The sequence below is a fragment of the Allobosea sp. 67-29 genome, assembly GCF_001898115.1.
In the GTDB taxonomy this organism is placed as follows: Bacteria; Pseudomonadota; Alphaproteobacteria; order Rhizobiales; family Beijerinckiaceae; genus Allobosea.
In genome coordinates, this window is sequence record NZ_MKSQ01000022.1 from 127,505 (window position 1) to 152,818 (window position 25,314).

Annotated in this window: 23 protein-coding genes; 10 read left to right on the forward strand and 13 right to left on the reverse strand. The window is 69.2% G+C overall.

Annotated elements, in window-relative coordinates; genetic code table 11:
* Positions 1-19: 19 nt before the first annotated feature.
* Positions 20-1,885 (reverse strand): ABC transporter ATP-binding protein, encoded by a 1,866-nt coding sequence (locus tag BGO20_RS16375; RefSeq protein ID WP_291660132.1) that lies wholly within the window; start codon positions 1,883-1,885, stop codon positions 20-22.
* A gap of 175 nt (positions 1,886-2,060) precedes the next feature.
* Complete coding sequence (locus BGO20_RS16380; protein WP_291660130.1) at positions 2,061-3,116, reverse strand: hypothetical protein; 1,056 nt, start codon at positions 3,114-3,116, stop codon at positions 2,061-2,063.
* Between BGO20_RS16380 and BGO20_RS16385 the strand changes: the two genes are divergently transcribed.
* Positions 3,055-3,555 carry a tRNA (cytidine(34)-2'-O)-methyltransferase gene (locus BGO20_RS16385; RefSeq protein ID WP_291660129.1) on the forward strand — a complete coding sequence of 167 codons (501 nt, stop codon included), beginning with the start codon at positions 3,055-3,057 and terminating at the stop codon, positions 3,553-3,555. The genes BGO20_RS16380 and BGO20_RS16385 overlap by 62 nt on opposite strands.
* Positions 3,536-4,462, forward strand: a complete 927-nt coding sequence (hemF, locus tag BGO20_RS16390) for an oxygen-dependent coproporphyrinogen oxidase (RefSeq protein ID WP_291660836.1) — start codon at positions 3,536-3,538, stop codon at positions 4,460-4,462. The genes BGO20_RS16385 and hemF overlap by 20 nt, the downstream gene beginning before the upstream one ends.
* A 141-nt stretch (positions 4,463-4,603) precedes the next feature.
* Here the strand turns inward: hemF and BGO20_RS16395 are convergent, their stop codons facing one another.
* The 4 genes from BGO20_RS16395 to BGO20_RS16410 are packed head-to-tail and all read right to left on the reverse strand — an operon-like array spanning position 4,604 to position 7,376.
* Positions 4,604-5,830 (reverse strand): CCA tRNA nucleotidyltransferase, encoded by a 1,227-nt coding sequence (locus BGO20_RS16395; protein WP_291660127.1) that lies wholly within the window; start codon positions 5,828-5,830, stop codon positions 4,604-4,606.
* Positions 5,827-6,084 (reverse strand): DUF6111 family protein, encoded by a 258-nt coding sequence (locus BGO20_RS16400; protein ID WP_291660125.1) that lies wholly within the window; start codon positions 6,082-6,084, stop codon positions 5,827-5,829. Before BGO20_RS16400 ends, BGO20_RS16395 begins: the two co-directional genes overlap by 4 nt.
* A gap of 42 nt (positions 6,085-6,126) precedes the next feature.
* The gene (locus tag BGO20_RS16405; RefSeq protein WP_291660124.1) at positions 6,127-6,780 is read right to left on the reverse strand and encodes a CoA pyrophosphatase; all 654 of its coding nucleotides are present in this window, start codon (positions 6,778-6,780) and stop codon (positions 6,127-6,129) included.
* Positions 6,777-7,376, reverse strand: a complete 600-nt coding sequence (locus BGO20_RS16410) for a DUF1285 domain-containing protein (RefSeq protein ID WP_465246044.1) — start codon at positions 7,374-7,376, stop codon at positions 6,777-6,779. Before BGO20_RS16410 ends, BGO20_RS16405 begins: the two co-directional genes overlap by 4 nt.
* A gap of 219 nt (positions 7,377-7,595) precedes the next feature.
* Here BGO20_RS16410 and BGO20_RS16415 point away from each other — a divergent pair, with 219 nt between their 5' ends.
* From BGO20_RS16415 to BGO20_RS16430, 4 genes are read left to right on the forward strand one after another with little or no spacing between them, the layout of a single operon-like run.
* Positions 7,596-8,618, forward strand: coding sequence for an AAA family ATPase (locus tag BGO20_RS16415; protein ID WP_291660834.1), 1,023 nt, complete (start codon positions 7,596-7,598; stop codon positions 8,616-8,618).
* A gap of 13 nt (positions 8,619-8,631) precedes the next feature.
* Positions 8,632-9,540, forward strand: a complete 909-nt coding sequence (locus tag BGO20_RS16420; RefSeq protein WP_291660121.1) for a DUF58 domain-containing protein — start codon at positions 8,632-8,634, stop codon at positions 9,538-9,540.
* A gap of 12 nt (positions 9,541-9,552) precedes the next feature.
* A complete protein-coding gene (locus tag BGO20_RS16425) occupies positions 9,553-12,384 on the forward strand; it encodes a DUF4159 domain-containing protein (RefSeq protein ID WP_291660119.1) in 2,832 nt (943 codons plus the stop codon).
* A gap of 2 nt (positions 12,385-12,386) precedes the next feature.
* A complete protein-coding gene (locus tag BGO20_RS16430; protein WP_291660117.1) occupies positions 12,387-14,477 on the forward strand; it encodes a hypothetical protein in 2,091 nt (696 codons plus the stop codon).
* Here the strand turns inward: BGO20_RS16430 and BGO20_RS16435 are convergent.
* Entirely contained in the window at positions 14,461-14,976 is a 516-nt protein-coding gene (locus BGO20_RS16435) for a GNAT family N-acetyltransferase (RefSeq protein WP_291660115.1), read from the reverse strand. The two genes, BGO20_RS16430 and BGO20_RS16435, sit on opposite strands and share 17 nt — an antisense overlap.
* Before the next feature lie 282 nt (positions 14,977-15,258).
* Here BGO20_RS16435 and BGO20_RS16440 point away from each other — a divergent pair, with 282 nt between their 5' ends.
* A complete protein-coding gene (locus tag BGO20_RS16440; RefSeq protein ID WP_291660113.1) occupies positions 15,259-16,782 on the forward strand; it encodes a lyase family protein in 1,524 nt (507 codons plus the stop codon).
* 31 nt (positions 16,783-16,813) lie between these two features.
* Here the strand turns inward: BGO20_RS16440 and BGO20_RS16445 are convergent, their stop codons facing one another.
* Positions 16,814-17,323, reverse strand: a complete 510-nt coding sequence (locus tag BGO20_RS16445; protein ID WP_291660111.1) for an NUDIX domain-containing protein — start codon at positions 17,321-17,323, stop codon at positions 16,814-16,816.
* A 327-nt stretch (positions 17,324-17,650) separates the two neighbouring features.
* On the opposite strand from BGO20_RS16445, the gene BGO20_RS16450 reads away from it, so the two are divergent.
* Complete coding sequence (locus BGO20_RS16450; protein ID WP_291660110.1) at positions 17,651-18,544, forward strand: metallophosphoesterase family protein; 894 nt, start codon at positions 17,651-17,653, stop codon at positions 18,542-18,544.
* A gap of 73 nt (positions 18,545-18,617) precedes the next feature.
* Positions 18,618-19,250, forward strand: a complete 633-nt coding sequence (locus BGO20_RS16455; protein ID WP_291660108.1) for a hypothetical protein — start codon at positions 18,618-18,620, stop codon at positions 19,248-19,250.
* 11 nt (positions 19,251-19,261) lie between these two features.
* Here the strand turns inward: BGO20_RS16455 and BGO20_RS16460 are convergent, their stop codons facing one another.
* Together BGO20_RS16460 and BGO20_RS16465 are read right to left on the reverse strand one after the other, a co-directional pair.
* On the reverse strand, positions 19,262-20,008 hold the full coding sequence (locus BGO20_RS16460; protein ID WP_291660107.1) for a glucose 1-dehydrogenase: 747 nt from the start codon (positions 20,006-20,008) through the stop codon (positions 19,262-19,264).
* Positions 20,009-20,113: 105 nt separating this feature from the next.
* Positions 20,114-21,919 (reverse strand): ABC-F family ATP-binding cassette domain-containing protein, encoded by a 1,806-nt coding sequence (locus BGO20_RS16465; RefSeq protein WP_291660106.1) that lies wholly within the window; start codon positions 21,917-21,919, stop codon positions 20,114-20,116.
* A gap of 134 nt (positions 21,920-22,053) precedes the next feature.
* Here BGO20_RS16465 and BGO20_RS16470 point away from each other — a divergent pair, with 134 nt between their 5' ends.
* Complete coding sequence (locus tag BGO20_RS16470) at positions 22,054-22,398, forward strand: hypothetical protein (protein WP_291660104.1); 345 nt, start codon at positions 22,054-22,056, stop codon at positions 22,396-22,398.
* Between the two features lie 9 nt (positions 22,399-22,407).
* Here the strand turns inward: BGO20_RS16470 and BGO20_RS16475 are convergent, their stop codons facing one another.
* Genes BGO20_RS16475 through otnI form a run of 3 tightly spaced genes read right to left on the reverse strand, consistent with a single transcriptional unit; the run spans position 22,408 to position 25,284 of the window.
* A complete protein-coding gene (locus tag BGO20_RS16475; RefSeq protein ID WP_291660102.1) occupies positions 22,408-23,457 on the reverse strand; it encodes an acyltransferase family protein in 1,050 nt (349 codons plus the stop codon).
* Positions 23,458-23,500: 43 nt separating this feature from the next.
* On the reverse strand, positions 23,501-24,505 hold the full coding sequence (locus BGO20_RS16480; protein WP_291660100.1) for a glucokinase: 1,005 nt from the start codon (positions 24,503-24,505) through the stop codon (positions 23,501-23,503).
* Positions 24,505-25,284, reverse strand: a complete 780-nt coding sequence (gene otnI, locus BGO20_RS16485; RefSeq protein WP_291660098.1) for a 2-oxo-tetronate isomerase — start codon at positions 25,282-25,284, stop codon at positions 24,505-24,507. The genes BGO20_RS16480 and otnI overlap by 1 nt, the downstream gene beginning before the upstream one ends.
* Between the last annotated feature and the right edge of the window lie 30 nt (positions 25,285-25,314).

Consider the following 25,314-nt stretch of genomic DNA (forward strand, 5'->3'; position numbering starts at 1 on the left):
CAGTCCGCTGGCGAGGGCGTCAGACGGCGAGCTTTTCCGGGTCGGCCGGAGCCAGGAAGCCGCCGGACTGACGGGCCCAGAGCCGGGCGTAGAGCCCGCCTCGCGCGATGAGTTCCTCGTGGCTGCCGGTATCGACGATCCGGCCCTTGTCAAGCACGATCAGCCTGTCCAGCGCGGCGATCGTCGAGAGCCGATGCGCGATCGCGATCACCGTCTTGCCCTGCATCAGCGCCGCGAGCTGCTGCTGGATCGCCGCCTCCACCTCCGAATCGAGCGCGGAGGTCGCCTCGTCCAGGATCAGGATCGGCGCGTCCTTCAGCAGCACGCGCGCGATCGCGATGCGTTGGCGCTGGCCGCCTGACAGCTTCACGCCGCGCTCGCCTACTCGAGAAGCGAAGCCCTCGCGCCCGTCCTGGTCGCCGAGACCGAGAATGAAGTCGTGCGCCTCCGCCTGCCGGGCCGCTTCGGCGATCTCCGCCTCGCTCGCGCCGATCCGGCCATAGGCGATATTGTCGCCGATCGAGCGGTGCAGCAGAGAATTGTCCTGCGTCACCATGCCGATCTGCGCGCGCAGGCTGTCCTGTGTGACGTGGGCGATGTCCTGCCCGTCGATCAGGATGCGCCCACCCTCCAGCGGATAGAGCCGCAGCAGCAGGTTCACCAGCGTCGACTTGCCGGCGCCCGAGGGGCCGACGAGGCCGACGCGCTCGCCGGGCCTGATCGACAGGTCGAGCCCCTCGAACAGCCCCTGCCCCTTGCCGTAGTTGAAGCGGATCGCCTCGAAGCGGATCGCTCCGTCACCGACGACGAGCGGGACGGCGCCTGGCGCATCCGGCAGGTCATGCGGTTTGGCGATCGTCTCCATGCTCTCCTGCACGGAGCCGATGTTCTCGAAGATGCCGCGCACGAGATGGATCAGCCAGCTCGACATCTGCACCAGACGCAGCACGAGCCCGATCGCCGCCGCGACCGCGCCCGGTGTCATCTCGCCATGGCTCCACAGCCACAGCGCGAGCCAGGCCGTCGCGACGACGAGCAGGCTGTTCATCGTCTGCAGGATGACGCTGACGCCGGTGATCAGCCGCGACAGGTTGAGGAAGGAGGCGTTCCACCAGCCGAGCGATTCGCGCACGGCCGAGCGCTCGGCATCCGCGCGCGCGAACAGCTTCACCGTCAGGATGTTGGTGTAGGAATCGACGATGCGTCCCGTCGTGCTGGAACGCCCGAGCGAATTCGCCTCCGAGCGCTTCTTGGCCCGCGGCACGAAATAGATCAGCAGCGCGACATAGGCCCCGAGCCACACCACGACCGGCAGCGCCAGCCACAGGCTGGTCTTGCCGAAGAAGCCGATGGCGACCGAAGCGAAGACCAGCGCGTACCAGAGATCGTCGATGACCTCGATCGTCGCTCCGCGGATCGACTGCCCGGCCTGGATCACGCGGGCCGAGAGCCGGCCGGCGAAGTCGTTCTGGAAATAGGAGAGTGCGTGGCCGAGCGTATAGACATGATTGCGCCAGCGGATCTGGTTGGTGATCTGCGGCACCACGACCTGGTCGACGATGGCGTGGTTCGCGAAATAGATCAGCGGCCTGACCACGACGAGCAGGAACGCCGCCCCCGCCAGAAGCCAGCCATGGTCGCGGAAGATCGTTTCGGGTGACTGGGTCGAGAGCAGGTCGACGAACCAGCCGACCATCAGATACATCGCCGCCTCGATGCCGCTGAAGCCGAGCCCGGTCAGCATGATGGCCGCCATCCAGATCTTCACGCCCTTGATGTGATGCCACATGAAGGGCCAGACCCCACGCGGCGGCGTCTGCCGCTCATCGAAGGGCGCAAAGACATCGATCCGGCTTTCGAGCCAGCGGAACAGCGATGCGAACATGCCCCCTTCGCTACCGGGCTTGCTTGACGAGGACAAACGGCAATTCTCGACCCTGGCGATCTCTGGTCGCGAGCAGGCTCGCGGCTTTCGACCATGATCCCTGCGCGCGTCGAATGGCGGCAGTAGGGCAAGGCCCTAGCAGCCGGTGATCGGGGCTGACGCAAAGCCTCCCGGGTCAGAAGGCGTCAAAGACACCGTTAAAATCGAAGATATCGCATAAGCCGGGCATAAATGACGTGTAAATCCTTCCGGGAACCACGAAATACACGTTATCGTTGAGCAGACGCACGATATCCCTCATGTGAAGGAGGAAACAATGCGTCTCCGAATACTGGGAGCTATTGGCACGTGCATTGTCTTGAGCGCGTGCAACACGGCCGGCGAATATGCGGCCTTCGACGGATGTGACGGTTTGCGCGGTGCCGCGATGAAGCGCTGCATCAGGCTGGCGGCTTTGCAGAGCCCGGTCGTGAGTTCGCGCGGTTCGACAGGCTCCTTCGGCAATCCATCGAATCCCGGGAATCCCGGCAACCCGGGTAACCCCGGCAATCCGGGCAACCCGGGCGGCTCCGGCGGCTCGGGTAACCCTGGCAATGCTGGAAACCCGGGCAGCCCGGGCGGGTCGGGTGGAACGGGCGGCGGCTCGGCCGGCGCTGGATCCGGGCTCGGTGTCGGCGCGAATGTCGGCGCCAATGTCGGAGGCCTTGACGCCGGCGCCGGCGTCGGCGCCGGGCTTGGCAGCGGCGGACTCGGCGCGGGCGTCGGTGCAGGAGCGGGAACCGGAAGCGGAGGTCTCGGCGCCGCAGCCGGAGTAGGCGCGGGTAGCGGCGGCCTGGGTGCCGCGGCCGGAGCGGGCCTCGGCAGCGCGGTCGGCGGCCTTGGCGCAGGCCTGGGAGCGAGCGTCGGCAGTGGCGGCGTCAGCGCGGGCGTCGGAGCGGGCCTTGGCTCGGCAGCCGGCGGGCTGGGCGCCGGCCTGGGTGCGAGCGTCGGCGGCGGCGGGGTCGGGGCCGGCGCCGGCGTTGGGGCCGGCAGCGGCGGTCTGGGCACGGGCGCGTCCTGACGCAGACTTGCCAATCCAGGAGTTGCGAGGCGCCGCTCTCTCCGGCGCCTCGCGGCAGAGCGGGCAGGATGCGCTTGACGCAGCCTCGACGATGCAGCCAGGAAGCGCGATGCTCCGCCTCGCCCTCTTCCAGCCGGACATCCCGCAGAACGCCGGCACGATGATCCGCATGGCGGCCTGCCTCGGCCTGACCGTCGACATCATCGAGCCCGCCGCGTTCGACGTGTCGGACCGGCATTTCCGCCGCTCCGGCATGGACTATCTCGAGCGGGCAGCCGTATCGCGGCATGATTCGTTCCGCGCTTTCGACGATTGGCGCCGGGCTGCCGGGCGCCGGCTGGTGTTGGCGGAAACCGACGGTCCGATCGCGCTCCCGGACTTCGCCTTCCAGGCGGATGATGTTGTGATGGTCGGGCGCGAGTCCGCCGGCGTGACGCCTGAAGTGCGCAGCGCGGCGGAAGCCGTCATCTGCATACCGATGCGTCCTGGGTTGCGCTCGATCAATGTTGCGCTCGCCGCTGCGATGGTAATGGGCGAGGCATTGCGACAAACTGGCGGCTTCCCCGGCCGCGACGAGACTGACGATGCCGATGCGCCGCCCCACCGATAACGCCGCTCCTGCCGATCCCGCCGTGGTCGCCGCCCTGAAGCCTCGCGCGGCCGCCTGGTTCGAGACCCTGCGCGACCAGATCTGCGCCGCTTTCGAACAGGTCGAGGACGAAGCCTCCGGCCCTTTCCCGCCTGAGGCGGATGCGGCACCCGGCCGGTTCCAGCGCACGCCCTGGCAGCGCACGAATCACGACGGCGCCCCGGGCGGAGGCGGCGTCATGTCGATCATGAAGGGGCGCGTCTTCGAGAAGGTGGGGGTCCATGTCTCGACCGTGCATGGCAGCTTCCACCCGGATTTCGCCGGGCAGATCCCCGGCGCCTCCGACGATCCGCGCTTCCACGCCACCGGCATCTCGCTGATCGCGCATCCCTGGAACCCCAACGCCCCGACCGTCCACATGAACACGCGCTTCGTGGTGACGACCCGGCCGTGGTTTGGCGGCGGTGCCGACCTGACGCCGGTGCTCGACGCGCGCCGCAACCAGGACGACGCGGATTCGCGCGATTTCCACGATGCGATGCGCCGCCCCTGCGAGCGCTTTCCCGCGGTCGCCGACTACGCGGATTTCCGGAGTTGGTGCGACGAGTACTTCTTCCTGAAGCACCGCAACGAGCCGCGCGGCATCGGTGGCATCTTCTACGACTATGTCTGGACCGGCGACGTGGAGGCCGATTTCGCCTTCACCCGCGCCGTCGGCGAGGCATTCCTCGACATCTATCCGAACATCCTGTGCCGCAACATCGGCAAGCCGTGGAGCCAGGCCCAGCGCGACGAGCAGCAGGTCCGGCGCGGGCGCTATGTCGAATTCAACCTGCTCTACGACCGCGGCACGATCTTCGGCCTGAAGACCGGAGGCAATGTCGATTCCATCCTGTCCTCCATGCCACCGACCGTCCGCTGGCCCTGAACCGGTCCGGACGGGACTGCCGCGGCCACCGGGCAAGCACTGCCGCCGCGCGGCGTTCCGCATCGGCGGCGGGCGCTATCGGCGTTCAACGCAGGGAGCTTGATGGCGCGGCTGTTGCTCCACTCGCTTCCAAACCCCTGATCAGGCGGGGGAACTGATCGCAGCGTCCAGCAGGGCGAGCTGGATCGCGCGGTCGGCCGGGCAACCCTCGTCGATCCAGCGGTTGCGGGCGCTTTCCAGAATCCGCCCGACCGCCGGTCCCGCCGTGATGCCTCGATCGAGCAGGTCACGCCCCGTCGGGAGAAACACCGGTGTACGGGCGAGTTCGGCGATCATCGCCTGCGCCGCGGCGCCCTTCGCCATGCCGGCCCCGAGCGCAAGCGCGCCGGAGACGGCATCGGCCCCGATGCGGAGCGCCAGCCGGCGCAAGACCGCCATGCCCGGCTGCGCGCTTTTCCCCGACAGGGCCTCCAGCCCGGCGGCAAGCCGGGCGATTCGGTCGAACTCCTCGTTGGAAAGTCTCAGTCGCTCGCGCAGCCGCAGCGCATCCTCCCGCACACAAACCGCCAACGCCGCCAGTCGAAAGGCTGGATGGACCCTCTCTTCGCCCGGTCCCGCCACGGCGGCGAAGCGCGAGAGATGCGGCACACCGCCGATCACGGGCACGACCAGGCCGGCCCCGGCCATTGCCCGTAGCGTCGCCACGGCGCCAGGCGCGACGACGAGCTTCATCAACTCGGCGCGCACGCGCTCGCGCGACAGGCCTGCGAGCCCCGCGCGGCCTTCGATGCAGGCGGCGAGCCCCTCCGCATCGGGTTCGCCGGCGCCATAATGGGCATGGAAGCGGAAGAAGCGGAGAATCCGCAGATAATCTTCGCGGATGCGCGTCGCCGCATCGCCGATGAAACGCACGCGACGCCGCGCCAGGTCATCGAGCCCGCCGCAGTAGTCGTGCACGTTGCCGTCACGGTCGAGCCCCAGCGCATTGATGGTGAAATCGCGCCGCAACGCGTCCTGGGCGAAGTCGCGACCGAACACGACCGTGGCGCGGCGTCCATCGGTCTCGACGTCCTGCCGCAGCGTCGTCACCTCGAAGCTGGCTCCGTCGCCGACCAGCGTGATCGTCCCATGCTCGATTCCGGTCGGGACGGCCTTGAAGCCGGCGGCACGGCCCCGCCGGGCCGTCTCCTTCGGCAACGCGGTCGTCGCCAGATCGACGTCGCTGATCGCTTCGCCGAGCAGGAGATTGCGAATGGCGCCGCCGACGACGCGCGTCTCCTGCCCTTCGCCGTTCAGAGCGCCGAGCAGGCGTGCCAGGACGGGCTGCGCGAGGAAAGCGGTGATCCGCGCCGCCCGGGCCGCCGTCACCGGAAGCGTCCCGGGACCAGGACGCCGTTCTCCATATGGGGCGGCTCGTAGGCTCCCCGGCTGCGCTGCGTGAGGAAGCCCTCCACGGCCAGGATGAGAATCACCAGCACGAGCCCGGCCACCGCCAGGCGAAAGGCGTGCGGACTCCAATGCTCGACATCGAAGGGGTTGCGCCGCTTGACGACGAGATAGCCCGCGAAGATGCAGAAGGGCAGGACGAAGAGCAGAACCTCTTCGATGATCGCGCGCAGCATGCCCCAGTCCGTTTCCCGCGGGGCGCGCCACGCGCCCGTTCCCTAGTCCGCCAGCCGCTCGTAGAGATTACGGATCATCCCGGCGGTCGCCCCCCAGATATAGCGATCGCCGAACGGCATCGCATAGTAGGTGCGGAAATGCCCCTTCCATTCGCGGCCCTCGCGCCTGTGGTTGGCGGGGTCGAGCAGGAAGGACAACGGTGTCTCGAAGGCGTCGTCCACCTCGTGACGGTTGATCGTCAGCGAGAACGGCGTCTCGACCAGTGCCACCACCGGCACGATGCGATAGCCGGTGCCGGTCAGATACGCGTCGAGGAAGCCGAGCGTGCTGACGCGCTCGCGCGGCAGCCCGATCTCCTCCTCGGTTTCGCGCAGCGCCGTCACCACGGGCGATCCATCGACCGCATCGACCCGTCCGCCCGGAAAGGCGACCTGCGCCGAGTGGTTGCGCAGGCTTGCCGCCCGCTGCGTCAGCAGGACGGTCGGTCCCTCGGGTCGCGGCACCACCCCGATCAGCACCGCGGCCGGAACGGCGCGCCTCTCGTCTGGAACGGGGACCGGCTGCGGCTGGCCCTCATGGTCGCCGCGCGGCCGCGCGATCAGGTCGCCGAGGCTCGGTGGCTCGGAGCGCAGACGCTGCCGCGCCAGCGCCGCGAAAGCCTCGGCGCTGAGGTTGAGGGCCTTGCCGGATGTCATGGTGCCTCGAGGCCCTCGATCTCGCTCGCCGGCACGGCTGGGTAGAACTGTTCGGCGGCAGCGACTCCGAACATCGCATGCCCCTCCACCTGGCGCACCTCCCCAAGGGCAAGCAGGTCGTAGCTCAAGGCCCGGGTGAGCCGGGCCCAGAGACCGCGCCGGACATGCACATAGGGCTTCAGTCCGTCCTGTGCAGCCCGCTCGAAGCGCAACGGGTGCTCGGGGCCGACGGTGAGCAGGTCGTCGACCTGGGTGCGCAGCGCGATCACGCGCGCCGGGCCATGGCCGTCCACCTGCATCTCCACGGCCTGCAGGGGTGCGTCGTCGACCTTGATGCGGATCTTTTCGACCGGGGTCACGAGAAAGTGCTCGTCGCCCTCGCGCTTGAGCACGGACGAGAACAGCTTCACCAAGGCCGGCCGGCCGATCGGCGTGCCCAGATAGAACCAGGTGCCGTCCGCCGCGATGCGCATGTCGAGATCGCCGCAGAAAGGCGGGTTCCAGCGCTCGACAGGCGGCAGACCGCGGGCCTTGCCCGCAGCATCGCCGCCGAGCGCGGCCATCAGCCGTTCCATCGCATTTCCCGGCCCTGTCATCGCGGCATCGGTTCCCGTCACCTGCGGCATAGTCGTTGCACCGCGTTTCTGCCTTGAACTCCACATAATCGTGAAGCCGAGTTTATGTGTACCGCAGCAATCGGCGCTTGAGCCTGTAAAACGCCCCGTCCACATTCGACGGTGGATTAGAGCGACGGGTTCGCGTCCTGCGATGTGCGCGCCGGAAGCGGCAGGAGTGCAAGGGTGAAGGAGATCGACATGGCGGCGCAAGCCCGTGCGAGTGAGAGCAACTCCCCGATCGACCTCGACAGCGGCGTGGTCGAGGCGGCCGAGGCCGCGCTCGGCGCCATCGGCGCGGCGCGCAGGGAGATCGGCCAGGTGATCTTCGGCCAGCAGAAGGTCGTCGACCTCTCGCTGATCACACTGCTGGCCGGTGGCCACGGCCTGCTCGTCGGCGTGCCCGGCCTCGCCAAGACCAAGCTCGTCGAGGCGATGGGGACCGTGCTCGGCCTCTCGGCCAGGCGCGTCCAGTTCACGCCCGACCTGATGCCCTCCGACATCCTCGGCTCGGAGGTGCTCGACGAATCGAGCGACGGCAGGCGCCATTTCCGCTTCATCAAGGGCCCCGTCTTCGCTCAGCTCCTGATGGCAGACGAGATCAACCGCGCCAGCCCACGCACCCAGTCGGCGCTCCTGCAGGCGATGCAGGAGCATCATGTCACCGTCGCCGGAGAACGCTACGACCTGCCCGCGCCCTTCCATGTGCTCGCGACCCAGAACCCGATCGAGCAGGAGGGCACCTACCCGCTGCCGGAGGCCCAGCTCGATCGCTTCCTGCTCGAGATCGACGTCGACTACCCCGATCGCGAGGCCGAGCGCCGCATCCTGCTCGAAACCACCGGCGCTGCCGAATACAAGCCCTCTCAGGCGATGACCGCCGAGACCTTGATGTCCATCCAGCGCCTCGTCCGCCGCCTCCCCGTGGGGGACGCAGTGGTCGACGCGATCCTCGATCTCGTCCGCTCCGCCCGTCCCGGCGAGGGCAACGCCGCGCTCACCGACAAGCTGGCCTGGGGCCCCGGCCCACGGGCGAGCCAGTCGCTGACGCTGGCGGCTCGCGCGCGGGCGCTGGTGGAGGGCCGGCTCGCTCCCTCGGTGGACGATGTCGCTGCACTTGCCGCTCCCGTCCTCAAGCACCGCGTCGCGCTGACCTTCGCCGCACGCGCTGACGGCGAGACGGTCGAAGGCGTGATCGGCCGCCTCGTGGAAAGGCTGGGCTAGCGCGATGCTGCGCATGCGCGTCCTGAACCAGGCCGAGCGGCAACCGGCGAGGCCCGTCCTCACCGCATCGCTCGACCTTGCAGCGCGCCTGCCCCGGCTGATCCTCGAAGCCCGCCGCGTCTCCGCCAGCGTCCACGGCATCCACGGGCGCCGCCGCGCCGGGCCGGGCGAGACCTTCTGGCAGTACCGGCCGCTGGTCGCCGGCGAATCCGCGGCGCGCATCGACTGGCGCCGCTCCGCCCGCGACGGACATCTCTTCGTGCGCGAGCGGGAGTGGGAAGCCTCGCACACCGTCTGGCTCTGGGTCGACCGCTCCGCCTCGATGGGTTTCGCATCGTCGCTGGCCCTGGCCTCCAAGATCGACCGCGCCCTCGTCGCCGGCTTCGCGCTCGCCGAGACGCTGGTCGAGGGCGGCGAGCGCGTCGGCCATCTTGGCCTGACGCGGCCGCTGGCCTCCCGCAACATCATCGAGTTGCTGGCCCAGGCCATCGTTGCCGACCGCAAGGGCGCGACGGACGATCTGCCGCCGCCCGCACCGCTGCCGCGCCTGGCGGACGCCATCATCGTCACCGATGGGCTTTCGCCTTCCGACTCGCTGGCCAGGCGCATCGCCACGATGGCCTCGAGCGGCGCGCGCGGCCATGTCCTGCTCGTCGCCGACCCGATCGAGGAGACCTTCCCGTTCACCGGTCAGGCCGAGCTCTTCGACCTGGAGGATGGACTCAGCCTGCGCGTCGGCGACGCCGGGTCCTGGGGCGATGAATACCGCGGCCGCCTCGCTGCCCATCGCGAAGCCATCAGGGAAGCGTGCCGCAAGGCCGGCTGGACCTTGACGCTCCACCGCACCGACCGGCCTGCGAGCGAAGGCGTGCTGCGCGTCGCCAGCCTCGTCGCCGCCGCGCGCGGCGGTTCGGGCTTCTAGGGAGGACGCGGCATGTTCGGCGCCCTGCCCCTCACCTTCTCCGCCCCGCTCGCGCTGGCCGCGCTCGCGCTGCTGCCGGCGCTCTGGCTGATCCTGCGGGTGACGCCGCCGCGTCCCCGCCGCATCGATTTCCCGCCGCTGAAGATCATGGCCGACCTGATCCCGAAGCGGGAGACGCCAGCGCACACCCCGTGGTGGCTGCTGGCCATGCGCATGGTGGTCGCCGCGCTCGCGATCCTCGCGGTCGCGGGACCGGTCTGGAATCCGCCGCGCGATGCCGGGCCGACACGCGGGCCGGTGCTGCTGCTGGTCGACAACGGCTTCGGCGCAGCCGGCGACTGGGCCGACCGTATCGCGGTCGCCGAATCGCGCATTGCCGCGGCGACCCGCGAGAGCCGCACCGTCGCGGTGGTCGGCCTTGCCGAGAACCCGGCCGAGATTTCGCTGCTCGATCCCCGCACGGCACTGGAGCGGCTGCGAGCCCTCGCTCTGGAACCGCACGCGCCGGACCGCTCCAGCCATCTGCCGCGCATCGAAAGCTTCCTCCGCAGCTCGCCGGCCGCCGAGATCGTCTGGGTGTCTGACGGACTGGCCATCGGGGACGAAAGTCCCTTCCTGTCGCGTCTGAAGCAGATGGCCGGCGGGCATCGGCTCGCCATTCATGCCGGCCCGGCAGTCCAGCTCGCTTTGGCCGCGCCGGAAAATCAGGCGGGTGCTCTCACGGTGAAGGTGTTGCGTCCGGCGGCCGCCGCACCGGCCACCGGCGTCGTCCGAGCACTCGACCTCAAGGGCCTCCCGCTCGGCGAAGCTCCCTTCGTCTTCGAAGGCTCCGCGCTGGAGACGAGCGCGCGCCTGACCCTGCCGATCGAGGTCCGCAACGCTGTCTCGCGCCTTGAGATCGCCGGGCTGCGCAGCGCAGGTTCGGTCGCCCTGCTCGACGAGAGCGCGCGGCGCCGGCGCGTCGGCATCGTCTCGGGCACGACGGCCGACACGGCGCAGCCGCTGCTCTCGCCAACCTACTACGTCTCGCGCGCGCTCCAGCCCTTCGCCGAGATTCGCGAGCCGCGCCAGGGCTCGACCGATCCTGTCGGCGAACTGCTGGCGCAGAACCTCTCGGTACTGGTTCTCGCCGATATCGGCACGCTCGACCGCGAGACGGCGGCGAAGATCTCCGATTTCGTCCAGCGCGGCGGCGTGCTGCTGCGCTTTGCCGGTCCGCGCCTCGCGGCGAGCTCGGACGAATTGACCCCGGTCAAGCTGCGGCGCGGTGGCCGCACACTCGGCGGCGGCCTCTCCTGGGACACGCCGCGCAAGCTCGCGGCCTTCACCCGCGAGAGTCCCTTCTTCGGCTTGACGATCGGCGACGATGTCCGGGTCAACCGGCAGATCCTGGCAGAGCCCGAGCCGAACCTCTCGCGCAAGACCTGGGCCGCTCTCGAGGATGGCACGCCCGTCGTCACCGGAGAACGCCGCGGCGACGGGCTGATCGCGATGTTCCATGTCACGGCCGACACCACCTGGTCGAACCTGCCGCTGTCCGGGCTTTTCGTGGAGATGCTGCGCAAGGTCGTCAATCTCGCCGGCACAGGCACGGCTGCCGCGACGCAGGGTGACGAGGTCCGCGTCGAGACCTTGTCGCCGACGCGCGTGCTCGACGGTCTCGGCCAGTTCCGGAGCCCGCCCGCAACGAGCCAGCCCGTCGCCCGCAACTTCGCAGGCCGTGCGACGCTGCTGCATCCGCCAGGCTTGTACGGGCCGACCGAGGGTTCCTTTGCCGTGAATGCGCTCGCTCCGAACGACCGGCTCGCCGCGCTCGACCTCGCGATCCTCGGTGCGCCGATCCTGCCGATCGACGAGCCGATCGCGCGCGACATCCGCCCCCCGCTGCTGGTGCTCGCGCTGCTGCTGCTGATCGTCGATACGCTCGCGACGCTCTGGCTCGGCGGCCGACTTGGATTCCGCCGCGTCGGCCGGGCGGCAGCACCGGCTGTCCTGCTGTTGGCACTGGTCCTGGCGGGCGGGCTCGCACCCGGCCGTGCCGAAGCCCAGCCCACGCCGCCGGCTCAGGGCGCACAGCCCGAGCGCCTTCCGCCGATCCCCCGCGAGCTCCTCGCCAACGGCGCGATGACCCGCCTCGCCTATGTCGTCACCGGCGACAGGGCGGTCGACGACATGTCCAAGGCGGGCCTGACCGGTCTCAACACCGTGCTTGGCGCCCGCACCGCGCTGGAGCCGGGCGACGCGATCGGCGTCGATGTCGATCGTGACGAACTCGCCTTCTTCCCGGTGCTGTACTGGCCGATCGTCGCCGGGCGGCCCATTCCGTCGGCCGAGACGCTGCGCAAGCTCGAGGCGTATATGAAGGGCGGCGGGCTCGTCATCTTCGACACCCGCGACGCCATGAGCGCCCGGCCCGGCGGCGGCTCCACGCCGGAGGGCGATCAGCTCAAGCGCATGCTGCAGACGCTCGACATCCCCGAGCTCGAGCCGCTTCCGGCCGATCACGTCCTGACCAAGACCTTCTACATCCTCGACGGCCTCGTCGGCCGCTACGACACCGGCACCACCTGGGTCGAGACCCTGCCGCCCGCCGACAGCGAGGGCCACCGCCCCGCCCGCGCCGGCGACAACGTCTCGCCCATCGTCATCACTTCCAACGACCTCGCCTCCGCCTGGGCGATCGACAGGCGTGGCGAAGGCCTCGTGCCGCTGTCGGGCTCCGATCCGCGTCAGCGCGAGCTCGCCCTGCGCGGCGGCGTCAATCTCGTGATGTATGCGCTGACGGGCAACTACAAGGCCGACCAGGTCCATGTTCCGGCCCTGCTCGAACGGTTGGGGCAGTAGCCATGTGGAGCCTCTCGTTCGCGCCGCTGGTGCCGCTGCCGCTGCTGATCGGTCTCTCCGCGCTGGCCGCCGTGGCAGCAGGCGCGGCAATCGTCCTCGCCGGCCGCAGCGCCCTGCTGCGGGCGCTGGCGCTCGCCGTGCTGGCGCTGGCGCTGGCCGACCCGTCGCTTGTTTTCGAGGACCGCGAGCCGGTCAAGGATGTCGTCTCGGTCGTCGTCGACCGTTCGGCCTCGAACCGGCTCGCCGACAGGACGGCGCAGACCGATGCGGCTGTTGCCGAGGTCGAGCGGCAGCTGCGGGCCATTCCCAACGTCGAGCCGCGCATCGTCGAGGTTCGCGATGCGCAGGGCTCCGACGACGGCACGCGCCTGTTCGAGGCCTTGACGAACAGCCTCGCGGACGTCCCTTCCGAGCGCGTCGCGGGCGCCATCGCCATCACCGACGGCCTCGCCCACGACACTCCGCCCAATGCGGACGTTCTGGGCCTGCGCGCGCCGCTCCATGTCCTGACGACCGGCCGTGCGGCCGAGATCGACCGCCGCATCGTCCTGGTGGATTCGCCGCGCTTCGGCATCGTCGGCAAGGATCAGATCATCCGCCTGCGCGTCGCCGACAAGAACGGCCCGGGCCGGGCCGGGCTCACGATCCGCCGCGACGGCGAGATCATCGCCCGTCGCGAGGTCGCGACCGGCCAGACCGTGCAGGTACCGGTCCGCATCGACCGCGGCGGGCCGAACGTCGTCGAGATCGAGGCCGCGCCGCTCGACAACGAATTGACCCTCGCCAACAACCGCGCGGTAATCACCATCGAAGGCGTCCGCGACAAGCTGCGGGTGCTGCTGGTCTCGGGCGAGCCGCATCCGGGCGAGCGCACCTGGCGCAACCTGCTCAAGGCAGACGCCAATGTCGACCTCGTCCATTTCACCATCCTGCGCCCGCCGGAAAAGCAGGACGGCACGCCGATCAACGAACTCTCGCTGATCGCCTTTCCGACGCGCGAGCTGTTCCAGGTCAAGATCAAGGAATTCGACCTGATCATCTTCGACCGCTATGCCAACCAGTCGATCCTGCCCTTGGTCTATTTCGACAACATCGTCCGCTATGTTCGCGATGGCGGCGCGCTGCTGGTCGCCGCCGGCCCCGAATATGCGGGGTCGCAGACCTTGGCGCGCACCCCGCTCGGCCAGATCTTGCCGGCGATTCCCGATGGCAGCGTCATCGACGAGGCCTACCGCGCCCGCGTCAGCGAGCTGGGCAAGCGCCATCCGGTCACCCGCGACCTGCCGGGTTCGGAGGTCGACCCTCCGCGCTGGGGAGAATGGCTGCGCATGGTCGGCGCCCAGGCCCGTGCCGGCGCGGCGCCGGTCATGACCGGCCCCGGAGACCGGCCGCTGCTGATGCTCTCGCGCGAGCAGAAGGGCCGCGTGGCCTTGTTCCTGTCCGACCATGAATGGCTCTGGGCCCGCGGCTTCCGCAACGGCGGCCCCTATCTCGACCTGCTGCGGCGCCTCAGCCACTGGCTGATGAAGGAGCCCGAGCTGGAGGAAGAGGCGCTGCGCGCCACCGCCCGCAACGGCACCATCGAGGTCGAGCGCCAGACGCTGGGAGACAACCCCTTCCCCGTCACCGTCACCGGCCCCGACGGCCAGTCGCGGCAGGTCGCGCTGGAGGCGGGGCAACCCGGCCTGTTCACCGCCCGAATCCCGACGAGCGCGCTGGGCCTGTATCGGCTCACCGCCGACAACCTCACGGCCTTTGCCAGCGTCGGACCCGAGAATCCGCGCGAGCTGATGGAGGTCGTCAGCGACCCCGGCGCCCTGCAGCCGCTCTCCCAGGCGACCGGTGGCTCCTCGCGCCGAATCGGCAGGGAGAACGGCTCCGCGGTCGACGTTCCGCGCATCGTCCCTGTCCGCTCCGGCAGCCAGTTCGCCGGCGCCGACTGGATCGGGCTGAGGATCAGCGATTCCGGCGTGGTGCGCGGCGTGCAGATCTCGCCGCTCTTCGTCGGGTTGATCGGGCTGGCCGTCCTGTTCGGCGCGCTCGTCGCCGGCTGGCTCGGCGAGAGCGGCCGGCGCTTCAGGAGGGAGGCATAGACCGCGCCGAGGTCACGCTTCCGCGCCTCTGCGCCAGGACGCCCGCGACCAGTTCGAGGGCGAGGAAGCGGCCGGGATCGGCCGGTCCGGGCAGGACGAGCTGCCCCGGCGGAACCACGCCGAAGCCGAAGCGGGCGTAATAGGGGGCATCGCCGATCAGCAGGATTAGGTCATGGCCGTCCTGCCGCGCCGCCTCGATCGAGCGGCTCATCAACGCTGCGCCGATGCCCCTGCCCTCGAAGGCGGGATCGACCGTCAACGGCCCCAGCATCAACGCCGGATGCCCGCCTGCGCCGACCGGCGTGACCTTGACCGAGCCGACGAGAAAGGTGCCGACATGGGCGGCGAAGGACAGCGCCGGATCGGGCGGCACGCCTTCGCGCAGGCGGAACGCCGTGCGCGCGAAGCGGCCCGGACCGAAGGCGCGCTCGTGCAGCCGCTCGATCGCGGCGTTGTCCACGGGCAATTCGTGGCGGATAGTCAGAGGCAGGGATGTCATGGCGACCGGGAAAGGCAGCGAAGGAGCGAGCGGCGAGGCAAGGCGCGTCGGCGCGCATGCCGGAAAAGCGCATTCAGCGCGTCGGTCGTCGCAGGTCTCGCAGGTTGTGCCGGTCCGTCATGGCTGCGCCTGTAGCAGAGCGGCATCCCCGCGTCCATCCATGTCGGGTTCGGACGGCCGAGGCGATCGCGCTGCCGCCGCAACGAAAGCGCCTGGCGCGCGTTCGGATCGACGGGTCGGGCCGGAGCAACGCCGGTGGGATCGGAATAGGAGGAAAGATCGATGACACGACATCTTGCGGCAGCCTGCGCGGTCATGCTCGGCGCATCCTCTGTCCCTGCGCTCGCTCAGCAGGGCCCGACGCGAGACGAGTTCTTCTGGCTCGGCGAGATGAACAAGGCGAGCACCGTCATCAACAAGGACGAGGGGCTGCTGGACCCCGCCCTGGCGCCGAAGCTGGCACAAGGGCTGGCCCGGGTGATCGAGGCCGGCAACCAGCCCGGCGCCAAGCGTCCTTCGACCGTCATCACCTTCGAACCGCTGATGATCAAGGAGGCCGGCGTCGAAGTCACCCTGCTGCATGCCGGCCGCTCCAGCCAGGACATGCACGCGACCTATCGCGCCGCGATCATGCGCGACAGGCTGCTCGCACTTGCCGAACAGCTCGGCCGGACGACGCGCACCATGGTCGAGCTGGCCGCGACGCATCGAGGCACGGTCGTCCCCAACTACACCAACGGCGTCGCGGCGCAGCCCAACAGCTACGGCCATTATCTGCTCGGCCTCGTCGCCGGCTTCGACCGTGACGCAGAGCGCATCCGCGAGTTCTACGCGCGTGTCGACCGTTCGCCCATGGGAACGACGGTCCTCAACGGCACGAGCTGGCCGCTCGATCGTCGGCGCATGGCCGATTATCTCGGCTTCGGCGCGCTGGTCGACAACGCCTATGACGCGTCGCAGGTCGCGGCCGTCGACCTGCCCGTCGAGGCCGGCTCGATCGTCACCAGCATCGCGCTGCATACGGGAAGCTATATCGAGGACGTGATGACGCAGTATGCGCAGCCGCGCCCGTGGATCCTGTTGCGTGAAGGCGGAGGCACGACCGGCGGCGGCAACACCTATGTCTCGAGCGCCATGCCGCAGAAACGGAATCCCGGGCTGCTCAACGGCACCCGCGAACAGGCCTCGAACGCGCTTGCGCTGGCGATGGGCCCGGTCTTCAAGGCGCACAACATTCCGCCCGGAATGCCCGACGCCAAGAGCGCCAGAGCCAACAGCGCGATGATCGACAGCGCGGCCAGGACCCTCCAGGGGCTGGACCGCATCCTCAAGGCGCTGGTGATCGACCCCGACCGCGCGCTGGAGGAGCTCAACAGCGACTGGACGGCGTCTCAGGAGCTGGCCGACGTGCTGATGCGCAAATACAAGCTGCCCTTCAGGGCCGGTCATCACTTCGCCTCCGAAGTCGTCGACTACGCCAAGCTCAACGCCATCAAGCCGACCGACTTCCCCTATGCGCAGGCGCAGGCGATCTATCGCAAGGCCGCCGCGGAAATGGGCCTCGCCGCCGCGGAGCTGCCGATGAGCGAGGCCGAGTTCAGGGCGACGCTCGATCCCGTCGCGATCGTCAAGAACCGCGCGACATCCGGCGGTCCGCAACCGGCCGAGATGGATCGCATGCTGGGCGACGCCCGCAGGCGCCTGGACCAGCAGGACGACTGGATCAAGGAGCGGCGCGCCAAGATCGCGAGCGCTCTGGCCAGGCTCGACACCGATTTCGCGACGCTGGCCAAGGGCGCGAACTGAAGGCAGTGCGGCTGCTGTCCTCGGCTTCCCTTCACCAATCGGCAGCGGGAGTCCGGTTCGCAGTGATTTCCTCGAGGCGGCGGCGGGTGGCGGGCGTCACGCCCTCGGGCAGGCTGTCGAGCGGGAAGAAGCCGGCTTCGGCGATCTCGCGGTCGGGCTGCTTGACGCTCTCGACCCGAAACGCGCGCACCACATACAGAGCGACATGGTCCCGTCGCGAGATCCGGCCGTTGAAGTAGAGACCGTGGAGGCGCGGCGGCTCGGTCAATGCGATGCAGGCCTCCTCGGAGAGTTCGCGCGCCAGCGCCTGCAGCGCCGTCTCGCCAACCTCGACGCCGCCGCCCGGAAGCTGCCAGCCCGGCACATAGGTATGCCGGATGAGAAACACCTCGCCCGCCTCCGTCAGAACCGCCGCCCGTACCCCGAAGGTGATGCTGCGGGTCAGCCGGAAATAGAGATGCAGCAGGCGCACCATCATGCGACGCCAGCCCGAAAATCCCGCTTCCTCGCCAGCCCCTTCCGAAGGGCGCCGCTGCTCCATGGATCCGTTTCTCACCGTCAGGTTAATTGTCTATGCAAAAAGCGCATGACGGACACGCTGAGCCTAGGCTGGTTCTGACACAAACGCGCCCCAAATAACGTCCAGAGAAACACCCGTTACTGGAAACCGAACCATGCTCCTCTCATTCATCATCTCCCGCTTCAAGGCCAAACCGGCCTACGTCTGGAAGCCCGCCGTCACGCTGACCGACTCGCGCATCGTCTCTGAGCTCACGGGCGCTGCCAACTGAGACTGCCTGCCGACCCCGTCGACCGCGCTGAATTGCGCGCTTGACGGGCGGCCCGCGGCAAGGGCAAGCGCTGGAGCGTGTTCAAGCTCGCGCACCTGTCCGACCCGCATCTCGGCCCGCTGGCCGGGTTTTCGCTGCATCAGCTCATCGGCAAGCGGGCAACGGGTTACGTCAACTGGCGCCGCAAGCGTCGGCATGCCCACGACATGGACATCCTGGCGCGGATCGTCGCCGATATCCACGAGCAACAGCCGGATCATATCGCCTGCACGGGCGACGTTTCCCATATCGGCCTCCCGAACGAATTCAAGACCGCCGTCACCTTCCTCGATACGTTGGGCCCGCGCGAGACCGTCAGCTTCGTTCCCGGCAACCACGATGCCTATGCGCGGTCGTCGCTCAAGGCGCTCGCCACCCTGCTGGCGCCCTGGTCCGGGAGCGACGACGGCTCCCCCTCCTACCCCTGGTACCGGCGGCGCGGACCGCTGGCGCTGATCGGCGTCAGCAGCGCCGTGCCGACCCTGCCTCTGATGGCGACCGGGCGCGTCGGCCCCGAGCAGACCGAGCGAACCGCCGCCCTGCTCGACCGTGCCCGCGACGAAGGCCTTATCCGCGTCATCCTGATCCACCACCCCCCTTATGTCGGCGGCGCGCGGCGCTCGCGCGAGCTCATCGATGCCGCCGCCTTCGAAGCGATGCTGAAACGGCATGGGGCCGACCTCGTCCTGCATGGCCACAATCACACCTTCTCGCTGGCATGGCGGGCCGGCCCGCAGCGCGACTTCCCCATCGTCGGCGTGCCGTCCGCCTCGATCGGGCCGCGCGGCCATGGCGACCTCGGCACCTGGCATCTTTTCCGCATCGACGGCGACGCCGGGTCCCACCGGATCGTGCTGGAGCAGCGCGGCTTCGAGCTCGACGGCACGGTCATCCTGCGGCAGGCGATCGACCTGTCCGGCAGACCGGCTTGACGGCCACCAGGCCACCGCGTGTTTACGCCGGCTTCACCGGGCCGGCATACGCTTCCCTGCGGGAGGAAGCGCGATGTTCGCCGGAACCCTCGGCCGCGGCCAGTTCTTCGTCAAATCCGGTCTGCTGGCCACCGCGGAAGCGGCCGTTCTGGCCGTCTGCATCGCCATCCAGCATGAGGCGTTCTTCGGCCCGCCCGGAGAGGGGCGCTACCGGCTGGCGGCCAGCGTCCTCCTGGCCAGCATCCCCTTTGGATATCAGCGCATCAGCCTCGCCATCCGCCGCAATCGGGACGCTGGCGGCGGCCAGGCCGTGGCCGGCATCTATGCCATCGCCACCTGCGTGGCACTCGCGCTGCAGATCCAGGCGCTGATCAGCCGCGCCTCGGACGATCCGATCAACGGCATGGAGCAGCCCGGGCTGGTCTACCTCCTGCTGGGCGGGTTCTGGCTCTATCTGCAGTTCGCTGCATCCGCCCCGGTCGAACTTCGCGACAAAGCCGATGCTGCGAGCCGCAGCAGCCGAAGCGATGCGACCGAGGAGGCGGATGCCGGCTCCGCCCTGTCACAGGCGATGGAGCAGGCGATCGCCGGCCGCAAGCCAATCCCCGCTCCGCCTGTCCCGTCACAGCCGCAGGGCTTCCTCGGCGCGCTCCCAGCCGGTGTACCGCGTCGGCGGACGGAGTTCGGCCGACGCGGCCTGAAGTAGGGGCGTCCGGCTCAGACGCAGCGCCCGCCGTCGACCGCCAGCACCGAGCCCGTCACCATGTCGGCCTCGTCCGAGCACAGGAACAGCGCGGCATTGGCGATGTCCTGCGGGGTCGAGAAACGGCCCCACGGGATGGTGGAGGTGAAGGCCTTGCGCCGCTCGGGCGTGTCCTCGCCCATGAAGGTGGCGAGCAGCGGCGTCTCGCCCGCGACCGGCGCAATGGCGTTGACGCGGATCTTGTCGGGCGCGAGCTCGACCGCCATCGACTGCGAGATCAGGTTCGCAGCGCCCTTCGAGCCGTTGTACCAGGTCAGGCCGGGCCGTGGACGCAGGCCGGCCGTCGAGCCGATGTTCAGGATGACGCCGCCGCCATGCTGCCGGAAATGCGGCACCGTCGCCCGCGCCATCAGGTAGATCGACTTCACGTTCACCGCGAAGATCCGGTCGAACTCCTCCTCGGTCACCTCCGTCATCGGCTTGTTGCGATGGGTGGTGCCGGCATTGTTGACGACGATATCGAGCCGCCCGACCTTGGCGAGGATCTTCTCGACCGCCTTGTCGACGCTCTTGGCCTTGCCGACGTCGCAGGTCACCGCGAAGGCCTTGCGGCCGATCGCCTTGGCCGCCTCCTTGGCCTTGTCGCCATTGATGTCCAGCACCGCGACGCGCGCGCCTTCGCGCACGAAGGTCTCGGCGATGCCGAAGCCGAACCCCTGCGCCGCGCCGGTCACCAGCGCCGTCTTGCCCTTGAGTCGCATGATCGTTCCTTCGTGTTCAGCGATTGCGCGATGTTTGAGACGATTGAACGCCTCGGTAAATGCGCTTTCGCGCGCAGGCGCGTGCGAAAATGGGATGGCGGGAGCTTACGCCCCGATCTCCTCGCGCAGCATCTCCAGCTCCAGCCAGCGCTCCTCGGCCTCGCCGATCTCGCGCGCGAGCTCTTCCAGCCGCGCCGTCGCCCTGGTGAAGAGCTTCGGATCGCGGGTGTAGAGATCGCCGGCAACCGCTGCATTCAGCTTCGCGGCCTCGGCCTGCAGCGCCTCGATCTTTGTCGGCAGCGTCTCCAGCGCATGCTTCTCGTTGAATGAAAGCTTGCGCTTGGAGGCGGATGTGGCCGGTGATGACGCCGCCTTGGCAGCGACAGGCGCCGCCTTCTCGACCGGCCGGGCCTTGGCTCCGACGCCGCGCCCGCGCTGGGCCAGCATGTCGGAATAGCCGCCGGCGAATTCCGTCCAGACGCCGTCGCCATCCGAGATCAGTACGGAGGAGACGACGCGGTCGATGAAGTCGCGGTCGTGGCTCACCAGCAGCACCGTGCCCTGATAGTCGGCGAGCAGCTCCTGCAGCAGGTCGAGTGTCTCGAGGTCGAGATCGTTGGTCGGCTCGTCCAGCACCAGCAGGTTCGAGGGCTTGGCCAGCGCCCGCGCTAGCATCAGCCGCCCGCGCTCGCCGCCGGAAAGCGCGCCGACCGGCGTGCCGCGCTGGATCGGCTGGAACAGGAAGTCCTTCATGTAGGAGACGACATGGCGCGGCTGGCCGCCGACCATGACCTGGTCCGAGCCGCCACCGGTCAGGACATCCCCGAGCGGCGTCTCCGGATCGAGGCTTTCGCGACGCTGGTCGAGCGTCACCATCTCCAGCGCCGTGCCGAGCTTCACCTTGCCGGAATCCGGCGCGAGCGCTCCGGTCAGCAGGTTGATCAGCGTGGTCTTGCCGGCGCCGTTCGGCCCGACGATGCCGATCCGGTCGCCCCGCGCGACCCTGAGCGACAGGTTCTTGACCACGACATTGTCGCCGTAGGCCTTGGAGACGTTCACCGCCTCGATGACCAGCTTGCCGGAGGTCTGGGCCTCGCTGGCCTCCAGCCGCACGTTGCCGACGGCGGCGCGGGCGGTACGGCGCTGGTCGCGCAAGGCGTGCAGCTCGCCGAGACGGCGCTGGTTGCGCGTGCGCCGGGCGCTGACGCCATAGCGCAGCCAATCCTCCTCGCGTGCGATCTTGCGGTCGAGCTTGTGCCGTTCCAGCTCCTCCTGTGCGAGCACCTCGTCCCGCCAGGCCTCGAACTCTCCGAAGCCCCTTTCCATCCGCCGTGTCACGCCACGGTCGAGCCAGATCGTCGCGCGCGACAGCGAGGTCAGGAAGCGGCGGTCGTGGCTGATCAGCACCATCGCCGAGCGCAGCGATTTCAGCTCCTGCTCCAGCCACTCGATCACGGGCAGGTCGAGGTGGTTCGTCGGCTCGTCCAGCAGCAGGATGTCCGGCTCCGGTGCCAGCACGCGGGCAAGGGCCGCGCGCCGCGCCTCCCCTCCCGACATCGAAGCCGGATTTTCCTGGCCGGTGAGACCGAGCTCGGTCAGCAGGTACTGCGCGCGATAGGCGTCGTCGCCGGGCCCCAGCCCGGCCTCGACATAAGCGAGCGCGGTCGCGTGGCTGCCGAAATCCGGCTCCTGTGGCAGATAGCGGATCGTCGCGCCGGGCTGGACGAACCGCTCGGCATGATCGGGCTCGACGATGCCGGCCGCGATCTTGAGCAGCGTCGACTTGCCGGACCCGTTGCGGCCGACGAGGCAGACGCGCTCTCCGGCCGAGACCGCGATCTCCGCCGCCTCGAGCAGCGGCTGTCCGCCAAAGGTGAGCGCAACGTCGCGCAGATGCAGTAGGGGGGCCATCGCTCGTCCTGTGAATGCGAGAGCGGGATAGACCGCGGAAGCGCCGCTGTCACGCATCCCCGGCATGGCACGCCCCTTGCTCGGTCGGGCAGTCCCCCTATCGTGGGGCGATCACCTCGACGCGAAGCCCGCCCATGCCCTCTTCTCGCCCGCGCACCATCGGTATCGGCCACAATGGCGGTCCGCCACTCAAGGAACGCAAGCCGCGCTCGGAAGCCGGAAGGGGCACCATAGGCCGGTATTTCGACTGGCGCTTCGCTCATCGCAAGGCGTGGAAGAAGCCCCGCGAGATCGCGCTCCGTCGTCAGGAGAATGCCGAGGCTCTCGGCCTGACCTATGAGGAGTATTCGCTCGAGATCATGGAGCGAGGCTACTATCCGCAGCCCGAACATGCCGACGGGATCAAGGCGAAGCGCGCCCAGCGCCGCAAGGATGGCGGCGTGGTCGGGCAGTCGCTGAAAGGCATGAAGCTAGGCTGAACCGCCTGCTCAATTCCCCAGCCAGCGTCGCAGGAGCCGCGTCGCCGGCTTCTCGAAGCTGTGATGAAGCAGCATCGCAGCCAGCACAGCCCCGCCGAGCGCAAGGACGATGTACAGGCCCGGCAGCAGCACTCCGGCGCGCGAAGCAGCCTCCCGCAGCCCGCGGATGACGAAGGGATGCACGAGATAGAGGGCGTAGGAGGCGTCACCCACGGCCGCCAGCGCCCTGATCGGAAATGCCGGCGGCGCTGCGCGGTCCCGCCCGCATGCCGCCGCCGCCACCAGAAGCACGGCTGCGCCGCCTCGCCAGAGCACGACGTTCCAGGCACCGCCCGTCTCCTGGCCATGCGCTGCGGCGAACAGCACGGCGGCCCCGGCGGCCGCGACGGCGATCCGCCAGGCGCCGTGCAGGCGAAATCCTTTCCGCCGCAGGACGGCGATGCCCATTCCGGCGGCAAACTCGAGGACGATCGGCTGCCCCCAGAAGCCGAAGGGCAAGGCGAGCGGCCCCTGCGGGCCTTCTGCACCGACCAGCACGGCCAGAACCAGCGCGACCATGGGCAAGGTCGAGCGCGCCGGCAGCAGGAGCCCCGCCGCGAACAGCACGTAGAACAGCATCTCGTAGTTCAGCGTCCATCCCAGCGAATAGACCGGCTGGACCAGACCCTGGGCCGAGACCACCGGCCAGAACAGATAGGAGGCGATGATCTGAGTGGCGCTCGGCGCCCCGGAATTGAGCGCCGCCGGCACGGCGAGACCGACCAGCAGGAACAGGCTCGTCATGGCCCAATAGAGCGGCACGATGCGTGCGAGACGGCGTTTTAGGAAGACGAGCGCCGCCCCCGGGGCCCCGAACAGATCCTGCGAGGCATGGACCATGATGAAGCCGGAGACGACGAAGAAGATATCGACGCCCGCCATCCAGGGCAGCACGTCGTTGCGGGCGAAGGGGAGCCCGGCCTGCGCCGCAAGGATGGCGGCATCCGGCTGGACGTGGTGCACGGCCACCATGAAGGCGGCCAGCGCGCGCAGGACCTGGATGGAATGGATGGGCTGCACGCGGTCTTGACGATCTTCGGAAGGGCCGAGCTGCGGAAGGCGCTCAGCCAAACCACAACCGCTTCGGGTCGTCGAGCCCGAAACGGCCGAGATTGGCAGCAATCGCGGCGAGTCCCTGTTCGGCGGCATCCTGTGTGGTGACGATGTGCAGCGCGAAGCGCGCGGCGAGTTCCTCCATCGGCGGCTTGCCGGCGAAGACGCTCCTGACGGTGGGACGGTCCGCCAGCGACAGCAGCTTCGGTGCGATGCCGCCCGCGATGAAGACGCCGCCGGTCGCCTTGAAGGCGAGCGCCAGATCGCCGGCGACGCGTGCCAGCAGCCGCCAGAAGCAGACGACCGTCATCAGAGCGGCAGGATTGCCGTCGAGCGCGAGCCGGCTGATATCGGCCGCGCTGACATCGGCCTCGGCGACGCCGGACGTTGTGGCGACGGCGCGGTGGAGGCGCACGAGCCCGTCACCGCTCAGCAGGTGCTCCACCGTGACGCGGGGCAGCCCGGCCGCCAGTGCCGGCCAGATCCGGTGCTCCGCCGGGTCCTCCGGCCCGATCCCGATATGCCCCGTCTCGGTCGGGACCAGGAAGCCGCGTTCGCCGCGCGTCAGCAAGGCGGCGGCTCCGAACCCGGTCCCGGGGCCCAGCACCAGCTTGACCCCGTCCGGCTCCGGATCGCCCTCGACCAGCGTCTCGGCATCGGCCGGGCGCAACACGGCCAGGGACGCCGCCAACGCCTCGAAATCATTGACCAGCAGCCCCTGTTTGAAATCCAGGGCGGCGGCGAGCCTCGGACCGTCGAAATCCCAGTTCGCATTGGTCAGCTGGGCCCTGCGGCCATCGAGCGGGCCGGCAACGGCGAGGACCGCCGAGCGCGGCCGTTCGGGCAGTCCCGCGATCACGCTCTCGAAAGCCGCCTCCGGGGTCGCATAGCTGCCGGTGCCGATGCGGGCCAGAGCCCGATGCGGGCCATCGGGCTCCGCCACCAGCGACAACCGGCAATTCGTCCCGCCGATATCGGCGAGGAGAACCGGATAGGCGATCGAGGGCGGCCGCATCAGACCGGCTTCCGCCAGGGCGCGAACCAGCCGAGCCCTTCCAGGGTGCCATGCTCGGGCCTGTACTCGCAGCCGACGAAACCGCCATAGCCGAGCGCATCCAGCTCGGCGAAGAGCAGCGGATAATCGGGGCCGGACGCATCCGGCTCGTGCCGGCCATTGGCACGCGCGATCTGGACATGGCCGACGAGCGGATAGAGCGCCTTGAGCTTGCCGGAGACGTCGCCGTGGATCAGCTCGCAATGATACATGTCGAACTGCAACTTGACGTTCGGCCGTCCGGACTCGCGGATATAGCTGGCGGCCCGCTCGAAATCGTTGAGGAAATAGCCCGGCATGTCCTTGCCGTTGATCGGCTCGAGCAGCAGGTCGATGCCGTGCTCGCCGAGCCTGTCGGCGGCATAGGCGATCGCGGCGCGATAGCTCTTCTGCGCCGCCGGATCGTCGGGATCGGCGATGCCGGCCATCATGTGCAGCCGCTTCACCCCGGTCTCGTGGACATAGGGCAGCGCCTTGTCGACCGATGCCCGGAATTCCTCCTCGCGGCCGACCAGCGCCGCCATCCCGCGCTCGCCCCCGGCCCAATCGCCAGGCGGCATGTTGAACAGCGCCTGCTCCAGCTCGCCCCCCGCCAGCGCCAGCCCGACCTGCTCCGGCGCATGCTCGTAGGGGAACAGGAACTCGACGGCCTCGAAACCGGCCTCGGATGCCGCCTTGAAGCGGTCTAGGAACTCCCACTCGTTGAACATCATCGAGAGGTTGGCGGCGAAACGTGGCATGGACGGCCTCTGGCGGGCTGGGCGCCTTTC

Excerpts from the sequence above, each read along its gene's own strand:
- BGO20_RS16375 (WP_291660132.1), bottom strand. The coding sequence starts at position 1,885 with ATGTTCGCATCGCTGTTCCGCTGGCTCGAAAGCCGGATCGATGTCTTT.
- BGO20_RS16385 (WP_291660129.1), top strand. The coding sequence starts at position 3,055 with ATGCTCCGCCTCGCCCTCTTCCAGCCGGACATCCCGCAGAACGCCGGC.
- BGO20_RS16380 (WP_291660130.1), bottom strand. The coding sequence starts at position 3,116 with ATGCGGATCATCGTGCCGGCGTTCTGCGGGATGTCCGGCTGGAAGAGG.
- hemF (WP_291660836.1), top strand. The coding sequence starts at position 3,536 with ATGCGCCGCCCCACCGATAACGCCGCTCCTGCCGATCCCGCCGTGGTC.
- BGO20_RS16400 (WP_291660125.1), bottom strand. The coding sequence starts at position 6,084 with ATGCTGCGCGCGATCATCGAAGAGGTTCTGCTCTTCGTCCTGCCCTTC.
- BGO20_RS16405 (WP_291660124.1), bottom strand. The coding sequence starts at position 6,780 with ATGACATCCGGCAAGGCCCTCAACCTCAGCGCCGAGGCTTTCGCGGCG.
- BGO20_RS16410 (WP_465246044.1), bottom strand. The coding sequence starts at position 7,376 with ATGACAGGGCCGGGAAATGCGATGGAACGGCTGATGGCCGCGCTCGGC.
- BGO20_RS16415 (WP_291660834.1), top strand. The coding sequence starts at position 7,596 with ATGGCGGCGCAAGCCCGTGCGAGTGAGAGCAACTCCCCGATCGACCTC.
- BGO20_RS16420 (WP_291660121.1), top strand. The coding sequence starts at position 8,632 with ATGCGCGTCCTGAACCAGGCCGAGCGGCAACCGGCGAGGCCCGTCCTC.
- BGO20_RS16425 (WP_291660119.1), top strand. The coding sequence starts at position 9,553 with ATGTTCGGCGCCCTGCCCCTCACCTTCTCCGCCCCGCTCGCGCTGGCC.
- BGO20_RS16430 (WP_291660117.1), top strand. The coding sequence starts at position 12,387 with ATGTGGAGCCTCTCGTTCGCGCCGCTGGTGCCGCTGCCGCTGCTGATC.
- BGO20_RS16435 (WP_291660115.1), bottom strand. The coding sequence starts at position 14,976 with ATGACATCCCTGCCTCTGACTATCCGCCACGAATTGCCCGTGGACAAC.
- BGO20_RS16440 (WP_291660113.1), top strand. The coding sequence starts at position 15,259 with ATGACACGACATCTTGCGGCAGCCTGCGCGGTCATGCTCGGCGCATCC.
- BGO20_RS16445 (WP_291660111.1), bottom strand. The coding sequence starts at position 17,323 with ATGGAGCAGCGGCGCCCTTCGGAAGGGGCTGGCGAGGAAGCGGGATTT.
- BGO20_RS16455 (WP_291660108.1), top strand. The coding sequence starts at position 18,618 with ATGTTCGCCGGAACCCTCGGCCGCGGCCAGTTCTTCGTCAAATCCGGT.
- BGO20_RS16460 (WP_291660107.1), bottom strand. The coding sequence starts at position 20,008 with ATGCGACTCAAGGGCAAGACGGCGCTGGTGACCGGCGCGGCGCAGGGG.
- BGO20_RS16465 (WP_291660106.1), bottom strand. The coding sequence starts at position 21,919 with ATGGCCCCCCTACTGCATCTGCGCGACGTTGCGCTCACCTTTGGCGGA.
- BGO20_RS16470 (WP_291660104.1), top strand. The coding sequence starts at position 22,054 with ATGCCCTCTTCTCGCCCGCGCACCATCGGTATCGGCCACAATGGCGGT.
- BGO20_RS16480 (WP_291660100.1), bottom strand. The coding sequence starts at position 24,505 with ATGCGGCCGCCCTCGATCGCCTATCCGGTTCTCCTCGCCGATATCGGC.
- otnI (WP_291660098.1), bottom strand. The coding sequence starts at position 25,284 with ATGCCACGTTTCGCCGCCAACCTCTCGATGATGTTCAACGAGTGGGAG.